This is a genomic window from Schauerella aestuarii, from assembly GCF_009866805.1.
In the GTDB taxonomy this organism is placed as follows: Bacteria; Pseudomonadota; Gammaproteobacteria; order Burkholderiales; family Burkholderiaceae_B; genus Schauerella; species Schauerella aestuarii.
Window position 1 is genome coordinate 788,454 of record NZ_SIZW01000043.1, and the last position, 19,167, is coordinate 807,620.

General features: G+C 63.9%; 13 protein-coding genes. 1 reads left to right on the forward strand and 12 read right to left on the reverse strand.

What is annotated here, in order from left to right; translation table 11 throughout:
- Window positions 1–3: 3 nt before the first annotated feature.
- The 9 genes from EYW45_RS22835 to EYW45_RS22875 all read right to left on the reverse strand — a co-directional run bounded on the left by EYW45_RS22835 (window position 4) and on the right by EYW45_RS22875 (window position 13,188).
- Complete coding sequence (locus tag EYW45_RS22835) at window positions 4–693, reverse strand: alginate O-acetyltransferase AlgF (RefSeq protein ID WP_235939189.1); 690 nt, start codon at window positions 691–693, stop codon at window positions 4–6.
- Window positions 690–1,349 (reverse strand): SGNH/GDSL hydrolase family protein, encoded by a 660-nt coding sequence (locus EYW45_RS22840; protein ID WP_161137729.1) that lies wholly within the window; start codon window positions 1,347–1,349, stop codon window positions 690–692. Before EYW45_RS22840 ends, EYW45_RS22835 begins: the two co-directional genes overlap by 4 nt.
- A gap of 24 nt (window positions 1,350–1,373) precedes the next feature.
- Window positions 1,374–5,387 carry a cellulose biosynthesis protein BcsC gene (locus EYW45_RS22845; protein ID WP_161137730.1) on the reverse strand — a complete coding sequence of 1,338 codons (4,014 nt, stop codon included), beginning with the start codon at window positions 5,385–5,387 and terminating at the stop codon, window positions 1,374–1,376.
- Window positions 5,363–6,595 (reverse strand): cellulose synthase complex periplasmic endoglucanase BcsZ, encoded by a 1,233-nt coding sequence (gene bcsZ, locus EYW45_RS22850; RefSeq protein ID WP_161138047.1) that lies wholly within the window; start codon window positions 6,593–6,595, stop codon window positions 5,363–5,365. Before bcsZ ends, EYW45_RS22845 begins: the two co-directional genes overlap by 25 nt.
- Window positions 6,595–8,871, reverse strand: coding sequence for a cellulose biosynthesis cyclic di-GMP-binding regulatory protein BcsB (bcsB, locus tag EYW45_RS22855; RefSeq protein WP_161137731.1), 2,277 nt, complete (start codon window positions 8,869–8,871; stop codon window positions 6,595–6,597). The genes bcsZ and bcsB overlap by 1 nt, the downstream gene beginning before the upstream one ends.
- Window positions 8,868–11,096, reverse strand: coding sequence for a UDP-forming cellulose synthase catalytic subunit (gene bcsA / locus EYW45_RS22860; protein WP_161137732.1), 2,229 nt, complete (start codon window positions 11,094–11,096; stop codon window positions 8,868–8,870). Before bcsA ends, bcsB begins: the two co-directional genes overlap by 4 nt.
- Window positions 11,093–11,875, reverse strand: a complete 783-nt coding sequence (gene bcsQ, locus EYW45_RS22865) for a cellulose biosynthesis protein BcsQ (RefSeq protein WP_161137733.1) — start codon at window positions 11,873–11,875, stop codon at window positions 11,093–11,095. Before bcsQ ends, bcsA begins: the two co-directional genes overlap by 4 nt.
- Window positions 11,872–12,255 (reverse strand): BcsR/BcsP family cellulose biosynthesis protein, encoded by a 384-nt coding sequence (gene bcsR / locus EYW45_RS22870; RefSeq protein ID WP_161137734.1) that lies wholly within the window; start codon window positions 12,253–12,255, stop codon window positions 11,872–11,874. The genes bcsQ and bcsR overlap by 4 nt, the downstream gene beginning before the upstream one ends.
- A gap of 480 nt (window positions 12,256–12,735) precedes the next feature.
- Window positions 12,736–13,188 carry a MarR family winged helix-turn-helix transcriptional regulator gene (locus tag EYW45_RS22875; protein ID WP_161137735.1) on the reverse strand — a complete coding sequence of 151 codons (453 nt, stop codon included), beginning with the start codon at window positions 13,186–13,188 and terminating at the stop codon, window positions 12,736–12,738.
- A 195-nt stretch (window positions 13,189–13,383) separates the two neighbouring features.
- Between EYW45_RS22875 and aceE the strand changes: the two genes are divergently transcribed.
- A complete protein-coding gene (gene aceE, locus EYW45_RS22880; protein ID WP_161137736.1) occupies window positions 13,384–16,107 on the forward strand; it encodes a pyruvate dehydrogenase (acetyl-transferring), homodimeric type in 2,724 nt (907 codons plus the stop codon).
- On the opposite strand, the gene EYW45_RS22885 is transcribed toward aceE, so the two are convergent.
- The 3 genes from EYW45_RS22885 to EYW45_RS22895 all read right to left on the reverse strand — a co-directional run bounded on the left by EYW45_RS22885 (window position 16,065) and on the right by EYW45_RS22895 (window position 19,166).
- Window positions 16,065–17,018 carry a LysR substrate-binding domain-containing protein gene (locus EYW45_RS22885; RefSeq protein WP_161137737.1) on the reverse strand — a complete coding sequence of 318 codons (954 nt, stop codon included), beginning with the start codon at window positions 17,016–17,018 and terminating at the stop codon, window positions 16,065–16,067. The genes aceE and EYW45_RS22885 overlap by 43 nt on opposite strands.
- Before the next feature lie 88 nt (window positions 17,019–17,106).
- Complete coding sequence (locus tag EYW45_RS22890) at window positions 17,107–18,309, reverse strand: M20 aminoacylase family protein (protein WP_161137738.1); 1,203 nt, start codon at window positions 18,307–18,309, stop codon at window positions 17,107–17,109.
- On the reverse strand, window positions 18,306–19,166 hold the full coding sequence (locus tag EYW45_RS22895) for an N-formylglutamate amidohydrolase (RefSeq protein ID WP_161137739.1): 861 nt from the start codon (window positions 19,164–19,166) through the stop codon (window positions 18,306–18,308). The genes EYW45_RS22890 and EYW45_RS22895 overlap by 4 nt, the downstream gene beginning before the upstream one ends.
- Between the last annotated feature and the right edge of the window lies 1 nt (window position 19,167).

Genomic DNA, 19,167 nt, shown 5'->3' on the forward strand with positions numbered 1-19,167 from the left:
CGGTCAGCGTGCCAGGGTGTCGGGTGCCAGAAGCAGTCGCGAGCCTTCCGCGGCAGGCACCGCGAAAACGCTATAGCGCTGGCCGGCTTCGAGTTCGCCGAGATCCAGTGCCAGTCCGCGCGGTTGGCCGCCGCAGACGAGCTGTACGGCAAGCTTGACCGGATTGATGCTGCGGCGTTTCAAGCTGCCTTGTTCGACTTGCGAGAAGATCGCCACATCGCGGCCGGCGGCGTTCAAACCGGCGTTCGTGCAAGTGGCATCGGCGGCATAGAACGCCAGCGATGCCTTCATGCTGTTGAAGTCGTCCGGCGTCTCGCTCACGATCAGCGTGTTCAACGCGCCTGCCTGGTTCAATGCAATCACGGTCGAGAATGCACCTGGAGCCACTTTCAGGCTCACATTCGCGGCGGGGCCGGGCGGCTGCGTCAGGGTGCCTGAGATGGCGCTGTTGGCTTTGACCGGGATGTAGTCGGTTGCAGGTTTGACGGCGTCCAACGTGACGGTGGCTTGCTTGCCGTTGGCCGCCAGGGCGACCGGCTGCGCCGTACCGTTCACGAACCGCACGAACGATGCATCTTCGGACGGGCCCGTCTCGTACAACTGCGTTTCGGCAGCTTGCGTAGCGGTACCCGCCAGCAGGAGTGCGATGCCGGCGCGGCTCAGCAGCGTGCGCATGAAAACGGTAGGCATCATTTCTTCAATCCCGCGATCGCCGGCGTTTGCACGAGCGCATTGGTGATGGCGGCACCCCATTGTTTGTAGCCTTGGGCGGTGAAATGCTGGCCATCCAGCGTGGCCCATTCGCCGGGCTTCGAGAACGTCAACGAATCGATATAGGTGCAGGGGCCGACGTTGGCGGAGAGGAAGCTGGACATGAGCTTCACGCGGGCGAACGTCTTGCCGAACTTGCCGCCTTCGGTGCCCCAGGCCGGTCCGATCCAGGCGCAGGCGGTCTTGGTGGACGCAATGTCCTTGGTCAGCGCGATCACTTGCTGCCATGCCCAGGTTTTCGGGAAATCGGGTTTGTCGTAGGCGGCCATCGTGTCGCCCTGCACCACGATCACGAGATCGGGTTTGTCGGCCGCGATGAGTTCCTTGATGGGGCGCGTGGCCGGTGCGGTGCCCAGCATCTTGACTGCCTCGCTGCCGGTGCGCTCAGCGCCGCCGCAGGTGCCGGGCGTGACCTTCGTCCAATCGCCGGCGTTCGCACCGCAGATGCCAAGCGAATGGACTTTCGCGCCTTGTGCGACCAGGCCATCCTGCAGCGTGGTGATGAGATAGCTGGGCGTGGTCATGTGGCTGTCGCCGACGATCAGAATCGTCAGGCCTGCAAGCACGGAAGTGATCATGTATGTCTCCGGGATAAAGAAGAATCAGGGACCGTAGGGCGAGCGGAACGGCTCGATCGGCAGTGCCAGCGGTCCGGCAATGGTTTCGAAGGTGTAGCGGGCGTAAAGGCCGCCGATCCACTGGCGGTAGTCGGAAGCGTTGTCCATCGACAGGGCGCCACCGAGTGACAGGCGTGGGCTGATGCGATACTCGCCCGCGGCGGACACGTTGTAGCCGAGTCCGGTCTTGGATTGACCGTCATAACGCGCATCGCCCGAGGCCGCCTGCAGGCCGCTGCTGCCGGGGAAGTAGGCCGCGCCGTCTTCCTTGAACCGTTGCACGCCCAGGCTGCCCTTGAGCAGATAGCTGAAACGATCGCCGCGTTGCGACCAGCTCACCGGCACGCTCAACGCATAGAATTCCTGCGGGCTGAAATAGCCGCCGTGGCCGTATGTGAAATAGCGCAGATTCTTGTCGTAGCCGGTGGCTGTGAGGTTGACGCCCGTGGTCAGCTGGCGATCCGATTCGCGCAGCAGATGGGTATAGACGCCGACGCCGGCACCGGCACGGGTGTTCGACTCGACGTTGTGGCCGACCAGGCTGTGGAATGAACCGTAGCCATAGACGCCGGCATCGCCATAATCCTGTACGAGTTGCACGCGCGCGCCGTTGGCGGTGACCCCGCCCCAGCTTTGACCGGTGCGGTTGTCGCGTGCACCCGCAAACGACAGCACGCTATCGGTGACGGCACGGCGCGACACCTCGGCTTGATATGACAACCCGGCCACGTCGCCGACGGCGCCGGTGACTTTCACGCCGCCCACCACTGTGGGATAGCGAAAGCCGATGGGGGTGGAACCGATGTCTGCGGCAAGGTTGCCTTTTTCGTAGCCCACCGAGAGGCCGACGCCCGAATCGCGTTGCTTGCCGGGGTCGCCATTGGGTTGCGCCAGACTGGCTTGCGGTCCGCCGCCGAAACGCGCGGCAGCGTTGTCGGTATTGCTGACACGGCCGGCGTTCAGCGTGGTGGGGGTGACCGTGACGGCAAGCATGCCGTCGCCGGCGGGATAACGCACGGTGGCAGGCGTTTGCACGTCGACCAGATTGCTGGTGCCTTTCTCGCCCTTGCGCTGCCGCACGAGCACGCCGCCTTGCGCGGTGGGGCTGCGCAGTGCAAGCAGTTGATTGAGCTCGTCCTGCACCGAAAGCGGGGCGTTGTTGTCGCCGCCTGCCGGATTGCCCATGGCGGCTGGCGTGGCGTAGCCGGGCGCGGGGTAGGCCGCATTGGCGTAACCGGGGGCCACCGGTGCACCCCCATAGGGTGGCGCACTGTCGTAGGCGGCGTATTGCGGCGCGGCTCCGCTCGAGGCACCCGGTGCGGCGTATCGGGCCGTGGGCGGGGTCGCTGCAACCGGCGGCGGCAGATAGCCGCCCGCCGCACCTGCGCGCGGCGCGAAGGCTGCCGGCACCGGTACGGGGGCATTGCCGACGTTGGCCGCGGCCTGCGCACGTTGGCCGGGCAGGCCGACGAAAGGATTGGCGGATTTGGCCGCGGTGGCCGACAGCGGCGATGCCGTGCCGCTATTGCCGCGCGCGGCCAGGGCCTGTTTGAAGAAATCCGCAGCCTTGCCGGTCTTGCCTTGATCGCGATAAAGGCGGGCAGCGGTCGTCAGCACGTCGGCGTCGCGCGGCGCAATCGTCAGCGCGCGATCGATGGCCTGTTCGGCATAGGCGTAGTCTTTCAACCGCGTGGCCATTTGCGCCGCGCCCAATTGCACGTCGAGGCTGTCGGCGTTGCGCGCTTGCAGTTGTTTGTACAGATCGAGCGCTTGCGGATAGTCGCCGGCGGCGGCATACATGCGGGCCAGTGCACCCACCGCGCCCACATCCTCGGGCTTCTCGGCCAATACCGGCGAGAGTGTGTCGTAGGCTGCAACCAGATCGCCGCGCTCGCGCAAGGCATCGGCCTGGCGGATCACATAGCGTGCGCGCAGATCATCGTAGGCGATCTGATCGGCGCGGCCGAGGGGTTGCGCCTGCAGATCGCGCAATACGTTGACGAGTTCGACGTCCTGTCCAGCCTTGAGCAACACCTGCGCGTACTGGAGTTTGAGGGCCGGCGTGGGTTGTGCGCCCATTGCGCTGCGCAACAGATTCAACGCACGAGGCGTATCGCCCACATCCACATAGGCGCTGGCCACCGCGCCGAGCATCTCGGGATCCTGGTTGGCGTAGGGCAGGGCTTCACCCAACAGCCGAATGGCTTCGAGCCGGCGTCCGGACTGACTCATTCGCGACGCCAATTCGGCTTGCGATCGCACCCAGACGCGCTTTTCGAACTGCGCCATTTCGGGCGTGCGATCGCCGGGCGCGATGGTGCCCAAGGTGGCCAGCGCGCCGCGTTGATCGCCGGCTTCAGCCGCAATCACGGCGCTGGCGTACAGGCTTTGCGGCTGACCGCTGCGCGTGGTGAGGGCACCCATCACCCGGCGCGCCTCTGCGGTGTTGCCGCGCTTCAAGTACACCCTTGCCAACTCGGCATTCAGCCAAGGGTTGAGGGGATCGTCGCGCACGGCTTGCTGCAAGGCGTTCTGGGCTGCGGCCACATCGCCGCGTTGCAACGCGGCGCGGGCGGCGCCACCCGAGACGGCAGCCTGCAACGGCGCGCCGTCGCCCTGCGCAGCACGCTGTGAAGCACTGAGGCCGGCCACAAAGGCTTGTGCCTGCGCGGTCTGGCCGCTTTCGGCCAACACCCCGGCCAGCCCGCGTACGGCCTGGGCATCGTTCGGATGTCGGGTGAGGACGCGTTCGTAAATCGCCTGCGCCAGATCGAGCCGGCCTGACGCGACTTGCAACTCGGCCATCGCATTCTGGGCGGCCGCGCTTTCGGCATCGATGCTCAATGCCTGGCGCAGCAGGGTTTGCGCCGACGCGGTGTCGCCAGCCGCGCGTGCCGTGGCGGCCTGGTTGTAGAGCGTCCAGTACGTGGCGCTATCGAGCGCATTGCGCCAGCGGGCACCGCCGCCTTGCGCGGTGGCCCGGGTGAGCAACGCGCGCGCTTCCGCAAAGCTTTCCTGGCGCAGCCGCAAGATGCCCAGGCCCCCCAGGGCTTCGGCATCGTTGGGACGCGCACGCAATGCCGCACCGAACTCGGCTTCGGCGACCGTCAGGTCGGCGCGATCGAGCGCGCGAAAGCCCGCCGCCGTGCGCAGGCGCACGGGGTCGGCTGCCGGTGCCGCATCGCTGCTGCCGACGGGCGCTTTGCCGATGTTGGCGGCGAGCTTTTTGATGTCTTCGTCATCGGGTTGCGCCGCGAGATAGGCCTGGAACAACGGCGCCGTGGACTTCGGCGGCGCCTCGCCGAAAAACGTCAACCCGGCACGCCAGCGTTCGCGTGCCGCACCGCCGATATCGGCACGCTGCGCCAGCGTCTGCAGCCGTTCGATACCGCTTACACGTGTTGCGGGATTGAGCGTCAGCGCTTGCGCGTAGGCCAATTGCACTTCCATGTCGGCCGGTGAGTCGCGCGACAGACGCGCGAGGCCGGCAATCGCTTCATCCCGATTCGCCGGCTGATAGGCGAGCCGTTCGTAGTACTCCAACGCCACCTGGCCTTGCGGCGCGGCAATGCCGGTGAGCGCCGAGCGGTAGCCGTCGACCGCACGATCGAGTTCGCCCGCTTGCGCGGCCAGGCGCGCTTCGGAAAGCTTCTGCTTGCCCTCGCCCTGGCTCAGCGCGATGGCCTGCTGCAGCCGTACCGTTTGTGGCGCATCGGGAGCCACGGTGCGCAGTTGTGCCAGATATTGCGTGGCGCGCTCGGGCTGATTGGCGCTCAAGGCGACCTGTCCCAGCCCCAGCAGCGCATCGGGTTGATTGGGATCGATACGCAGGATCTTCTGCCACGCTTCGGTCGCCCGCTCGGGATTGCTTTGCTTTTGCCAATACTGACCTTGTTGGATCAGGAGCGTGAGCGCATCGGTTTGTGCATATGCCGCGTGACCGAGCGCGAGCGCGAGCGCGAGCAGACCGGCTGCTAGGGGGCGGTGGCGCTTGGACATGCTTTTTTCCAGGAAAGGTTCAGGCTGCCGCGTTCGCCGAAGCGATAGCGGCCGTCCAGCCAGCCGAGGCTGAACAGGCTGAGCACATAGTGGTAATAAGGCGCCTGCGTTTTCGCGGCATCGGCGGCCGCGCGCGCCTGATCCATGCGCGCCAGCACGCGCGCCTGCTGACGCTCGAGTTGAGCGTGCTGGCCCGTGGTGTGCAAGTAGGGCAGCAGGGCAGCCGAGAAACCGAAGTCGGTGGTGCCGCGCGTGAGGCCCGTCGTGATGGTGACGGCCTCGGGCGGCTCACCCGTCAGCGCCGTTGCACTTGCGAGGCCGCGCGTGGCCTGAAGCAGGCGCGCGGACTGCGAATCGCTCTTGGGCGTCATACCGGCCCACATGTAGGTGCGGATCGCGTCGTAACTGCCGATATCGCCTTTAACCGGGTCGGTATAAAAATGGCCCTGGCCGTTGGCGTCGCGTCGGTAGCCGATCCAGTCGGCCACGAAACCGGTGGTGTGACCGCCTTCGTACACGCGAGCCGTTTCGCTGGCCATCGCGCGCCAGGGGCCCTGCGGGTGCTCGGCCGCAAAGCGGCGCAACAGCGGCAGCGGCAGATAACTGGCATTCAGGCGCCATTCGCCCTGCGGGGTGGCAAAGCCCACTTTGCCCGGCAGCAGCATGGGGCCCAGGCCCGGCAGCGTGACGACTTCTTCCTGTTCGATGCGCGTGAGCAATCGTTTGGCTGCCGCTGTGTAGTCGGGCCGCTGCCAGGCGCGGCCGGCTTCCAGCAGGGCATACACAAACCATAGGTCGGCATCGGACGCCGAGTTGGCATCGAGCACGCGCCATGTGCCGTCGGGCGCCAGGCCCCAGAACCAGGCCGGCAGGCGTGCGGCCGCATCGCCGGCAAAGAGATTGTCTACCGTCCATGCCCAGAGTCGGTCGAACTGTTCGCGATCGTTGGCGACCAAGGCGAAAAACATGCCGTACGACTGGCCCTCGGATGACGTGTGTTTTTCAGGCGTGCTCGCATCGAGCACGCGGCCATCGGGCTGGATGAAGCGTTGTTCCAATTCTTGCCACAAGGGCCACGGCATGACGGGGCATCCTGGCGCGGCGGCGTGGGCAGCGTGGGGCGTCATGGCGCCGAGCGCCAGTCCCGCCATCGTCAGCAGGCGGCCGGCGGCGCCGAGCGCGTCACGCCAGCGTTGCAGGTGCGGCATCACGCTTTGAGTCTCCGCTTGGCGCGCTTGCGCAGCGACAGGAACAGCAGGCTGGCCAGCAGTGCCGCACCGGCCAGGCAGGCCAGCAGGAACATCGCTGGATGACGGCTGAAGTACCACGCGGCATATTGGAGCGGCTCGAGTTTGCCCGCGTAGTAGGTTTGATCCGCCACGACACTGTCGACCTGCTTGCCGCGAATGATGGCCAGACTGCCTTCGATACGGTGCGCGTCGTTTTCCGATACCAGGAGGGCGTTGACCACATCGTCCAGACCTTCGGGACGATTGCCGGCGACCACGACCACGCTGCGGCCGGGTTGCAGCGGCGACTCGAAGCCGGCCAGAATGGCATCCGATCCGTCGCTCGACAGGGTGATGGCATCGCGGCGCGCCGGTGCGGTGCCCCAGCCCGAGAGGCGATACACCAGATCCGACATCACGAAGCGCTTGTCGGCACCTTCGATGTTGCCCGGCATGTATTGGGCCCATTTCGTGAGCAAGGGCTGGTTCTTGCCGGACCCGATCACGATCAGGTCCTTATTGCGTTGCGCGTCGATCTGGTTCGCGCTCGTCACGGTCACGGCCGTGGCCGGATAGCCGGTCGATTCGCCCAGACGGCCCACCAGCGCAAGGTAGGCACTGTAATCGCGCGCGGTGGGGTTTTCCGGCAGCACCACGGCGGTCTCGGAGAGATCGGCCAGGCGCGTGAACGGGTAACCCGCCTGGTCGAATGCGGCCAGGTTGGGCATGGCCATGAAGTGTGAATAGCCGGAGATATCGATCGTCGAATCCGGATCGATGGCGCCGCGCACGTTGTCGATGATCACATCGCGGCATTCGCCCTGCTTGAGATAGTCGTAGTAGTAATGCAGTTGCATCTGCGAGCGCGGTGGCAGCATGAAGAGCGGGATCTGCATGCGTTTGTCCGCAGGCAGGGTATCGTCGCTCAGCAGTTTGCCCACGAGCGAATCCGAGCCGCCCAGTTGCTCGACCGACTTCAGCGGAATCGACTGCAGGAAGTCGCGGTTCACATTGATGTTGAGCGTCGACTTGTCGTTGCTCGGACGCGGCGTATAGCGATACTTCAGATCGACCGGCACGCCCTTGTCGCGCAAGGCAAAGAGATCGGGCGGCAGACGCAAGTTGAGACGTACGATATCTGGCCGATAGCCGGCCACATTCAGATCGCGCGATTCGGCGAGCTCGCCGAATTTCATTGGGCGATCGCTACGTACCCAGTTGGGCGCGTCATACGGTACGCGCGGCGCGAGGGCATCGAATTTGACGATCGTGGCCGTCTGGCCAGACAGGGTTTGCGTTCCCAACGCCAAAGCGGCTGCCGCCGTTTTCACTTGGGCGGCATCGCGGCCCGAGATCACCAGCAACTTGCCCATCGGATCGTTCGGGTTGGCTTGCAGCGAAATCGTCGGCGCCTGCGCTGCCGGCAGATTCATTCCGGGGAGGGCGGCCGTGCCCGCGAGCAGCACGACGGCATTGCCGGTTTTGGGCAAGGCATCCAGACTTACCGGAAAGCGGGCGCCGCGGTAGCTGGCAAGCGCCCCGAACCACGACGACAGCGTGCCGGCCGCTTCGAGCAGCGCGCTGTCGGGCTGGCCGACCAGCACGAACGGCAGATTGAGCGGGCGCACATCGCGGCGATCGAAAAACGGCAGCGGCAACAACGCCAGATCGTTCTGCAGCTTGAGTGGCGCGACCGTCAGCTCGAGCACACTATCGTTGGCCACGTTGGCCCACAAGCTCGAATGCAGCGGGTCTTCGCACCCCATCGTGTAGTGGCCGATGAGTTGCAGGTTCAGACGGTTGAAATCGGTGATGAGGCGTACCGGCAGATCGATGTCGGTCTTGAGCGATTTGCCCCCGTCCTCTTTCGGCACCGGGATGCTGTGTGCGACTTCGCCGTTGACCATCACGTTGATGTGCGACAGGTCCGGCAGCAGTGCCGGCGAGTAGGCATAGTTCAGGCTGACGCGCGCAGCGGTGACGATCTCGTCGGCCCGCACACCGAAAGGCACGCCGTTGGTGCCGTCCACACCCGCCAGATTGAGCGGATATTGCGCGCCCAGTTCCTTGAGCGTGAGACGGTAGGTGCGAACGCCGCTGGGTGACGCCGGCGCCGAGGCTGTCGTGGCCAGCGCATCGGCTGCGGCAGCGGCCCACACGCCACCCACGTTCGATACGCCGATCATCGCGGCCAGTACGGTGAGCAGTGCGCGGCGGTGCTTCGGGCCGCGGGCGCGAATACTGGGGGTGGTCATGATGGCAGTCTCGTTTCGGGGGCGGGCATAACCGGTTTGCGGCGTGCGGCCAGGTAGGCGCGCGACCAGCGCGGAAAAAGGGCTTTGACGGTTTGGCGGATGAGCATGTGCATGCCGCCCATGCCGATCGCGGTGATTTCGTAGAGAGCGGTAAGCGGCTTGTCCGGCTTGCGCTGCCCCCAACTATTGGCCCATGTGTCGGCCCGCGCGAACGTCAACTGCGACAGTTCCACTTGCTGATTGACCGATAAGGTGTCGAACTGCAAACCCAGGCGTTCGCCGCGGCTGAACACCACGGTTGCGGGAAACACGCCCTCTTCATCGCCGCGAAAGAGCGACACATGCAAGGCCGTGCCGGAAGGAATGGCGACGCCGTCGGGCAGGGTAATGCCCACGCCCGTCTGCGAATAGTCGGACGTCTCGCAGGCGATGGTCTTGCCGTCCGGCAGCCCGATCATGGCGCGCAGGGTGACGGCCACTCGGGGGTCGCCGCGCATCTGCAACGACTCCGCAGCGACCGCCGCGCTGGCACTCGTGATGATGATGTTGTAAATCGTCCAGCCCAGATTGATCGCGATGGTGATCATGACGTCAGGCGTTATGGTGCCGACCGCCAGGTGGTAGACGCCGACGGCGAGGCCCGCCAGATTGAGCGACAACAGCACCAGGTAGGGCTTGGCCATCGTCTTGTCGAAGTACGCCTGCTCGATCACGCCGCCTTTGGCGGTCACGTTGAACTTCCCCAGGCGCGGGTTGATCATCGCCAGCAGCACTGGGCGCATGATGTACCAGGCCAGCACTGTTTCGTAGACTTCGTTCCAGAACGAGTGCCGGAAGCGGCCCTGGATACGGGAGTTGGTGATGCTGGCGTGAAAGATGTGCGGCAATGCGTACACCGTGATCATCAGCGCCGACGCCTGAAACACATGGGCGCCGAAAAACAGATACGCCAGCGGTGCGGTCAGAAACACCAGCCGCGGCAAGCCGTAGAAAAAATGCAGCATGGCATTCAGGTAGCACAGCCGCTGGCCCAGGTTCAGTCCGCGGCCCAGCAACGGGTTGTCGATGCGGCAGATCTGCGCCATACCGCGCGCCCAGCGCACACGTTGACCGATGTGGGCCGAGAGGCTTTCGGTCGCGAGCCCGGCGGCTTGCGGCAGCCCCAGATAAGCGGTGTCGTATCCGGCGCGGCTCAGCTTGAGCGCCGTATGCGCATCTTCGGTGACCGTTTCGGTGGCCACGCCACCGATCTCGAGCAAGGGTTTGCGCCGCAGAATGGCGCACGACCCGCAAAAGAAAGACGCGTTCCAGAGGTCGTTGCCGTCTTGAACCAGACCGTAAAACAGCTCGCCTTCGTTGGGCACCTTGCGAAACGTGTGGAGGTTCTTCTCGAACGGATCGGGCGAGAAAAAGAAGTGCGGCGTCTGCAGCATCGCGAGCTTGGCGTCCTTGAGAAACCAGCCCATGCAGATCTGCAGGAATGAACGCGTGGGCACGTGATCGCAATCGAAGATCGCCACGTACTCGCTGTCCGTTTGCGTGAGCGCCCAGTTCAGGTTGCCAGCTTTCGCATGGCGGTTGTCTTCGCGCGTGATATAGCCCGCGCCGACTTCTTCGCAAAACGCACGAAACTCGGGGCGGCGGCCATCGTCGAGCACGAAGACCTGCACCTTGTCGGCAGGCCAATCCAGCGTGAGCGCGGCGAACACACTTTGACGCACCACGTTCAACGATTCGTTGTAGGTGGGGATGAACACGTCTACCGTCGGCCATGTGCGGCTATCGGCCGGCAGTGGCACCGGCTTGCGCTGCAACGGCCACGCGGTTTGCAGGTAACCCAGCAGCAGCACCGTGAGTGCATACAGCTCGGCCGCCACCAGCCCCCAGCCGAAAAAGGCGTCCACAGGGGTTTCGAAGGCGACGGTTTCGGTCACGCGCCAGTACAGGTAGCGCAGCGATGCCGTGCACGACAGCACGATCATCATCAGCACCGCCAACCGATTGGCGAAGCGCCGCAGTACCAACGCCACCAGGAAGGTGCTCACGGCAAAGCCGAATTGCTGCTCGAGATCGAGCGGCACCGTAATCGCCAGCCCAAGCAGCACTGCCGAGATCAAGAGTGCGACCACCCGGATGCCGCGGCTGGCGAACAGGCGCAACCCGCGCCTGAGCGGTGTCACCGATCCGGCCGAGGTGGGCGCAGAAGACGCGGGGCGGGCGCTCATGCCTGCGCGTCCTGGGCGAATTGCGCCGCGTCGATGCGTGCCCCCAGCGCCTGCGCGCACAAGGCGATATCGGCCGTGGCCATCGCGTTGGGGGCGTAGTCGGCGACAAAGGCTTGGCAGGCAAGTGCTTCGGCCACCGATTCGTCGCGATGGATGCGGCCCAATGGCACGTCGTCCAGGGCACCGGGCAACACGCGCACCACATCCTTGGCGAGTTGACGGGCGTTGTCGATCTGATTGACGATGACGGCCGTATCGAAAAACTTGGCGCCGGCGCGGCCATAGGCTTGCACTTGTTGCGTCATGGTGGTCATGCCGGCGAAAGACGCTGCGTCCGGCAGCATCACCATCAGTGCGATATCGGCTGCGCCCAACGCTTGGCGCTGGTAAACCGATGGGCCGCTGGCGGTGTCGATCAGCACCACGGCATCGTCGGGCACGGCCAGCGCCAGAAGGTGCCGTTGCAGCAGATCGGGCTGCGCATAAAGTGCCTGTTCGAACGCCAGCCGATCGACTTCATCCAATGCGCCGTGGGGCAACAGCGTCACCTTGCCTACCGTGCGCGTGGCGTTGCGCCAGGCAGCGCCCGCGATCGTGGCACGCGCCAAGCCGTCGACGTTGCCGGGCGCACAGCCCAGATGCCATTGCAGGCTGTTCTGCGGATCCATTTCGATGGCATAGACGGTGCGACCCTGGTCGCTCAAGGCCGCGGCCAGATTGGCCGTCAGGGTCGTGCGTCCGACGCCGCCCTTTGTAGACACCAATGCGACGATGATCACGTTGTTTCGTACTGACGCGCAATGCGCACGTCGGCTTCCGTGGGCGCGGTGGCGGCCGTGGTGGTGGCCCAATCGGAAAGTGCCGCGCTGCTCAGTACCTTGCGGCGTGGCGCGACGAACTGCGCTTTTCGTTCGGCAACAGGGGTGCCGTCGTCAGAGGCAACGGTAACGTGGACGGATGCCGGTTCAGCCGTTGCGGCAGTGGCTGAGGTAACCCGAACCACGGGCGGGGGCGCTGCGCTGGAAAACACAGTGGCGGCGAGCAGCGGCCACCGGGACTTGGCGTGAATCGCGTCGCTCTGTTGCATCGATTCTTGATACTCGACGGCATTGCCATCGAAGTGACCGTAGAGATTGGCGATGTCGCTGGAATGACTCATGTAATTCTTTCCCGGCATTGCAATGCACAAAAAACCGAATCATCCATCCAACTGTGTGAAGTTGTAATAAATGAGCAGAAAAGTAACCACTAATGTGAGTGTTTTACACCATTCGGATTAGTTCGAGCGGTATTTAACGCGTTTTTGCCTTTTTTGCCACGTTAACGATTAGTAATATTGATGCGAAAAAGGGAATATTTCGGGTTCGCAACAAAATTGTCAGTTCACTTCAATTTGTTCGATTGCCGTGGTCGAACACATCGCTCGCGCGGCACGTTGCGGGGAGGCATTTGACGTGCGAAGGCCATGACGCATCGCCACATCAAAGCGATGAAATGAACGGGTTACCGGGTCGTGTACGACCACCCGCGCCTGCCGGCAGGTGAGACGGCTGGCGAAACGGCAAGTGAAACAGCAAGCGAGTCGGCAAGCGAAACGGCAGGCGGTCATCTGCCCCGGTGCGGGGTCGCCGACGGAGGGTCAGATGTCGGTGTCGGCTGCCTGAACGGCTGCCGAGGCCCGATCCAGCCCATGAGCAAACGCAGCTTGCTCGGCTGCCGTGAATTGATCCAAAAAGAATTCGGCCACGGTGGTTTCGTAGATCTTCCACATCTTCTTGCGCAGTGCGCGGCCTTCCTTCGTAATCGCCGCGAAGGCTGCGCGACCGTCATCGGCCGAGCGCGTTCGCATGACGAGACCCTCTTTCTCCAGGCGGTCGATCAAGCGGGTGAGGTTGTATCGCTCGATGGCCAGCACGTCGGCGAGTTCGTGCATGCGGCGTGTGCCGTCAGGCCCGCTTTCCAAGCCCCAAAGCGCGTCGTACCACGCGTACGCAGGGAGCCCAGCCGCCGCCAGCCGGCGCTCGATCTCACGAATCATGCGGCGGTGGGTGCGGACGAAGGAGAACCAAAGATCGGGCGGGGCGCTTGCCATGATGAAGCCTTGCAAAGTGGTTGCAGTTGCAATTCTAAATCACGCTCGTACAATTGCAGTTGCAACGATTGCAAATGCAATCGTTATATGAAGTGCGGTTCGATCCGTCGATCTTTCGCCAGTCGATCGGACACCGATCCATCGTCGATGCGACCGGCGATCGAGCCGCCACAGCCATTGCTTTCGGAGACCTGCATGACCCCGCCCGTTGAATTTACCGATGTCGATCCCGAGGAAACGCGCGAATGGCTCGATGCGCTCGACGCGGTGGTCGCCGTTGAAGGGCGCCCACGCGCGCATTACCTGATCGATCGCCTGCTCGACCGCGATGAGGCGCGTCATGGCGACCCTTACGGGCGGGTAAACACAGCCTACGTCAACACGATTCCGCTGGCGTTGCAGCCGGCTTACCCCGGCGATCTGGCGCTCGAGCACCGCATCAATGCCTTTATTCGCTGGAACGCGATGGTGATGGTGCTGCGTGCGGGCAAGCACTCGGGCGTGGGCGGGCATATCGCCACCTATGCCTCGGCGGCGGTGCTGTACGACGTCGGGTTCGATCATTTCTTTCGGGGCCGCACCAATACGTTCGAAGGCGACCTGGTGTATATCCAGGGGCACTCGGCACCTGGGATTTACGGCCGGGCGTATCTCGAAGGCCGCATCGACGAGGCCCAGCTCGACAACTTTCGCCGCGAGGCGGGGCGTGAGGGATTGTCGTCTTACCCGCATCCCCGGCTGATGCCCGCGTTCTGGCAGTTCCCCACGGTGTCGATGGGACTGGGGCCGCTTACGGCAGCCTATCAAGCGCGCTTCATGCGCTACCTGGAATATCGCGCGCTCAAGCCTCATCAGGATCGGCGCGTATGGGCTTTCCTCGGCGACGGTGAAATGGACCAGCCCGAATCGCTCGCGGCGATTGCCTTGGGTGGGCGCGAGCGGCTCGACAACTTGATCTTCGTGGTCAATTGCAATCTGCAGCGTCTGGATGGACCGGTACGCGGCAACGGCAAAATCATGCAAGAGCTCGAAGCCACGTTCCGCGCCGCAGGCTGGAATGTCGTCAAAGTGATCTGGGGCAGCGGCTGGGACGCGCTGCTGCAGCGCGACCGCACCGGATTGCTGCGTCGACGCATGATGGAATGCGTGGATGGGGAATATCAAACCTTCAAATCGCAAAGCGGTGCCTACGTGCGCGAGCACTTCTTCGGCAAGTACCCCGAGCTGCTCGAGCTCGTGGCGGATATGTCGGACGACGCCATCTGGAAGCTTGCGCGCGGCGGGCACGATGCCGAGAAAGTGCATGCCGCCTACAGTGAAGCGATGCGCACCCGGGGACGCCCCACGGTCATCCTCGCCAAAACGGTGAAAGGCTTCGGCATGGGCGAGGCGGGCGAGGGCCTGAATATCAATCACCAGTTGAAGAAGATGAGCGTGGATGCCGTGCGGACGTTTCGCGATCGGTTCGATTTGCCCGTGGCGGACGCGCAGCTCGAAGCGATGCCCTATCTGAAGCCTGCACCCGGCAGCGAAGAAGCGCGATACTTCGCGGCGCGCCGTGCCGCGCTTGGCGGGTATATCCCTTCTCGCGTGACCCAAGGCGCGCCGCTCCCCATCCCCCCACTGGAAACGTTCGCCGCGCAATTGAAGGACAGCGGCGAGCGCAGTGCCTCCACCACGATGGCCTTTGTGCGCATGCTCGGCACGCTCCTGAAGGACGCGGCCTTGAGCAAAATCGTGGTGCCGATCGTGCCCGACGAATCGCGTACCTTCGGCATGGAAGGGCTGTTTCGCCAGATCGGTATTCACGCTCATCTCGGCCAGCGCTACACGCCGCAGGATGCCGGGCAGTTGAGTTACTACAAAGAAGCGCAGGACGGCCAGATCCTGCAGGAGGGCATCAACGAGTCGGGTGCGATGTCGTCCTGGATCGCGGCGGCCACGTCCTACAGCAATCACGGTGTGACGACGATCCCGTTCTACATTTTCTACTCGATGTTCGGCATGCAACGGGTGGGCGATCTGGCGTGGGCCGCAGGCGATGCGCGTGCGCGAGGCTTTCTGCTTGGGGCCACCTCGGGGCGCACCACATTGATGGGCGAGGGCCTGCAGCACGACGACGGCCACAGCCATGTGCTGTCGTCGGTGATTCCTACCTGCCTGTCCTACGATCCCACGTTTGCGTACGAACTGGCGGTGATCGTCCATGACGGCATGCGGCGCATGTATGTCGATCAGGAAGACATCTACTACTACATCACGCTGCTCAACGAAAATTATCCGCATCCCGGTTTGATCGAGGGCATGCAGGACGGCATCCTGAAAGGCATGTACGTGTTGAAGCAGGTGCGGGTGGGGACCGGCGGCGAGCCGCCGTCGTTGCGGGCAAGCGAGGCCGATCGCTGCGCACCGACATCGCGACCGTGCGTGCAACTCATGGGTAGTGGCGCCATACTGCGCGAGGTGATCGCCGCCGCCGACCTGCTGCGCGATGACTTTGGCGTGGACAGCGATGTGTGGAGCGGCACCAGTCTCACCGAAGTACGCCGCGAGGGTATGGCGACCGAACGCTGGAACCTGCTCAACCCCGATGCCGAGCCGCGCGTGCCCTATGCCGAGGCGTGCCTGGCAGGGCGGACGGGGCCATTGGTGGTGGCCACCGACTACATGAAGATCGTGGCCGATCAGATTCGCCCGTTCGTGGGTCAGCGCCGGTTTGTGGCGCTCGGCACCGACGGCTACGGGCGGTCGGATACGCGCGAATCGCTGCGCACGTTCTTTGAAGTCGACCGGCACTTCATCGTGCTCGCTGCGCTCAAAGCCCTGGCCGACGACGGCACGATCGCGCGCACGTGCATGCGCGAAGCGATCGAGCGTTACGGCATCGACCCGGGCAAGGCTGATCCGGCGGCGCTTTGACGTCCTTCGGGTGGCGTCATCGCCTGCATGTGCTCGACCAGCAAGGCCTGAAACTCATCGGCAAGCGCCATCGGCATGGCACCTTCGGGTCGCAGATACGCGTATTGCGACTGCAGGTTTTCCTTGAGCGGTACCTGGACCACGCGTGCATCCGCAATCGTGAGCGGGGTCCAGGCCGACACCAGGCCAACGCCCGCGCCTTCCGCCACCAGGGCGCAGATCATCGGCGAGGTCGGTGTTTCCGCCACCACGTCGGGCGTGCAGCCGACGGACGTAAAGGCATTGTCGATTTCATAGCGCAGATAGCTTTGCGGGGAGAGCAGCACCAGCCGTTCTACCGCAAGATCGATCAGCGATATGACGGGTTGATGAGCTAGACGGTGGCCCGCCGGTAAAAGCACCACCACCGGTGCCGAGGGCAGGGGATCGATGCTGACCCCTGATTTCGTCAGGGGCAGTTCGACGATGCCCAGATCGAATTGACGCGTCGCCACGAGTTCTGCGATTTGATTCGATGGAATCGTTTGTACAAAAATTCGAACGCGCGGCCGCGTCAGCATGAATCTGGCGATCACGGCAGGCACGAGCGACTGGGCAAGCGCGGGCAGTGTCGCCAGGCGCAGTGCGCCGGCCCGGTGATGCCGGATGTCGTAGGCGACCTGCGTGATCCGGTCGATGCCGACGTAGAGATGCTCAACTTCCCGATAGAGCGCCTCACCTTCAGAGGTGGGCACCAACCGCCTGCCGTTGCGGTGAAAGAGCGCATAGCCCAGCCGCATCTCCAGCAGCGCGATCGTTCGGCTGACTCCTGGCTGCGTGACGTTGAGCATTTTCGCCGCACCCACCACGCTTCCCGAGATCATGACCGCGCGAAACGCTTCGACGTGGCGCATGTTCATCTCGATACGCATCGGTGCCTCCTCAGTCGTGGGTGATGCGGGTGGCGCCGATTGCAAGTCAACGGCCAGCCGCTGCTCGATGCAGCGGCCAGGCCGACACTCAAGCCGACTTGGGCAAATAGGCTTCGACCAACTTCACCCAATACGTGGCGCCCACCGGCAGCAGCGCGTCGTTGAAATCGTAATTGGAATTGTGCAGCTGGCAGGGGCCCATGCCCTCGTAGGCTTTTTCGCGATGGTCGCCGTCGCCGTTACCCAGAAACAGATAGGCGCCCGGTACTTTCTCGAGATAGAACGAGAAATCCTCGGCACCCATGAACGCCGGAATATTGCGGCTCACGTTTTCCTTGCCGAACGCCTCTTCGGCCACTTGCGCGGCGAATTCGGTTTCCTTTTCCCAGTTGATGAGCGGCGGATAGGCGCGGATGAAATCCAGTTCGCCGGTGGCGCCATGCACTTGCGGCAGCGTGGTGGCAATGCGGCGCATGGTGTCTTCGATCACGTCCAGATTGGTGGTGGTATACGTGCGCACGGTGCCGCGCAGCACGACTTCGCCGGGGATCACGTTGTAGGCGTCGCCGGCATGAATCTGCGTGATCGACAGCACGGCGGGATCCAGCGGATCGCGCGTGCGCGAGATCACGCTTTGCAGCGCCAGCACCATTTCGGCCGCGATCACGATCGGGTCGACGGACTTGTTGGGCTGCGCTGCGTGGCCGCCAGTACCCTTGATCACGATGTCGAAACGGTTGCTCGAGGCCATCGAGGGGCCCGTGCGGAAACCGAAGTGATTGGCAGGCATGCCGGGCATATTGTGGATGCCGAAGACGGCATCGCACGGAAACTTCTCGAACAGGCCGTCTTCCATCATGGCGCGCGCGCCGGCGTTGCCGCCTTCCTCGGCGGGCTGGAAGATGAAGACGATGGTGCCATCGAAATCGCGGTTGGCCGAGAGGTATTGGGCCGCGCCCAACAGCATCGTGGTGTGGCCGTCATGACCACAGCCGTGCATGCGGCCTGCGTTTTTCGACGCATGGTCGAACTTGTTGAGCTCGGGCATCGGCAGGGCATCCATATCGGCACGGATGCCGATCGTCTTGCCGCTGGTCCCGGCTTTCAGGATGCCCACCACGCCGGTCTTGCCCAGGCCGGTGTGCACCTCGATGCCCATGGCGCGCAGACGTTCGGCCACCAGGGCCGAGGTGCGAACTTCTTCGAAAGCGATTTCGGGATGAGCGTGAATGTCGCGGCGGATGGCGGTCAATTCGCCGTGCGCGCGTTGGATGGCTTCTAGGGTTTTCATAGCGAACTCCGGATGTAGTCGGCAACGGCTTCGGAGACGTGCGTCAACGTATTCTGAAGGGTGCCGAAGTCTTTGCTTTTCTCGAAAGTGGTTTCGTTCATGTAGAGACCGCGATGGATCTCGATCTGCAAACTGTGACGGCGCTCGGCGGGCCGACCCAGGCGGGCGATCAATGCCACGCCTTTGAATGGATCGTTGCGTGCCACGGTGTGACCATGCGCGCGCAAGGTGCGTTCCACCACATCGACCAGTTCGGGATCGCACGTGGTGCCATCGCGATCGCCGAGCACGAAGTCGGCCAGCCGGTGCGGGCTGTCGATCTCAAGCACTTCGTACGAGTCGGCCGGCATCGAGTGCAGATTCAAATGCCACACCGCGCCGAATTGTGCGTAGGCCGCTTCTATCGCTTTGCCCATCGCTGCATGATACGGCGCGTGATAGCGCGCAATACGCTGCTGCACTTCGGCCACGGTGAGTTTTCGATCGTAGATCAATTGTCCGCCGGCGCGCTTCCATATCAGGCCGTAACCCAGGCGGCTTTTCTCGGAGGGCCGGGCATCGCCCGGCCAGGGCGCATCGAGCAGCCCGACGTCGATGTCGTCGGGCTCACGGTTGGGATCGATATACGTACGTGGAAACTGCGCGGCGATCAGCGTGCCGCCCACATCGGGCACGGTGTGCCACAACTCGTGCACGTGCGTGTCTTCGCCGGTGCGAAGCACCTCAGGTGCCACGGCAAAGCCGAAATCGGCTGGATACGTGGTGCCGCTATGCGGCGAATCGCATACGAGCGGCAAGGCCGGCGCGCGTGGCGCGGCCAGGATGAACGGTTCGAAGGCCGAATCGCTGATGTGCATG

Excerpts from the sequence above, each read along its gene's own strand:
- EYW45_RS22835 (WP_235939189.1), bottom strand. The coding sequence starts at position 693 with ATGATGCCTACCGTTTTCATGCGCACGCTGCTGAGCCGCGCCGGCATC.
- EYW45_RS22840 (WP_161137729.1), bottom strand. The coding sequence starts at position 1,349 with ATGATCACTTCCGTGCTTGCAGGCCTGACGATTCTGATCGTCGGCGAC.
- EYW45_RS22845 (WP_161137730.1), bottom strand. The coding sequence starts at position 5,387 with ATGTCCAAGCGCCACCGCCCCCTAGCAGCCGGTCTGCTCGCGCTCGCG.
- bcsZ (WP_161138047.1), bottom strand. The coding sequence starts at position 6,595 with ATGCCGCACCTGCAACGCTGGCGTGACGCGCTCGGCGCCGCCGGCCGC.
- bcsB (WP_161137731.1), bottom strand. The coding sequence starts at position 8,871 with ATGACCACCCCCAGTATTCGCGCCCGCGGCCCGAAGCACCGCCGCGCA.
- bcsA (WP_161137732.1), bottom strand. The coding sequence starts at position 11,096 with ATGAGCGCCCGCCCCGCGTCTTCTGCGCCCACCTCGGCCGGATCGGTG.
- bcsR (WP_161137734.1), bottom strand. The coding sequence starts at position 12,255 with ATGAGTCATTCCAGCGACATCGCCAATCTCTACGGTCACTTCGATGGC.
- EYW45_RS22875 (WP_161137735.1), bottom strand. The coding sequence starts at position 13,188 with ATGGCAAGCGCCCCGCCCGATCTTTGGTTCTCCTTCGTCCGCACCCAC.
- aceE (WP_161137736.1), top strand. The coding sequence starts at position 13,384 with ATGACCCCGCCCGTTGAATTTACCGATGTCGATCCCGAGGAAACGCGC.
- EYW45_RS22885 (WP_161137737.1), bottom strand. The coding sequence starts at position 17,018 with ATGCGTATCGAGATGAACATGCGCCACGTCGAAGCGTTTCGCGCGGTC.
- EYW45_RS22890 (WP_161137738.1), bottom strand. The coding sequence starts at position 18,309 with ATGAAAACCCTAGAAGCCATCCAACGCGCGCACGGCGAATTGACCGCC.
- EYW45_RS22895 (WP_161137739.1), bottom strand. The coding sequence starts at position 19,166 with ATGCACATCAGCGATTCGGCCTTCGAACCGTTCATCCTGGCCGCGCCA.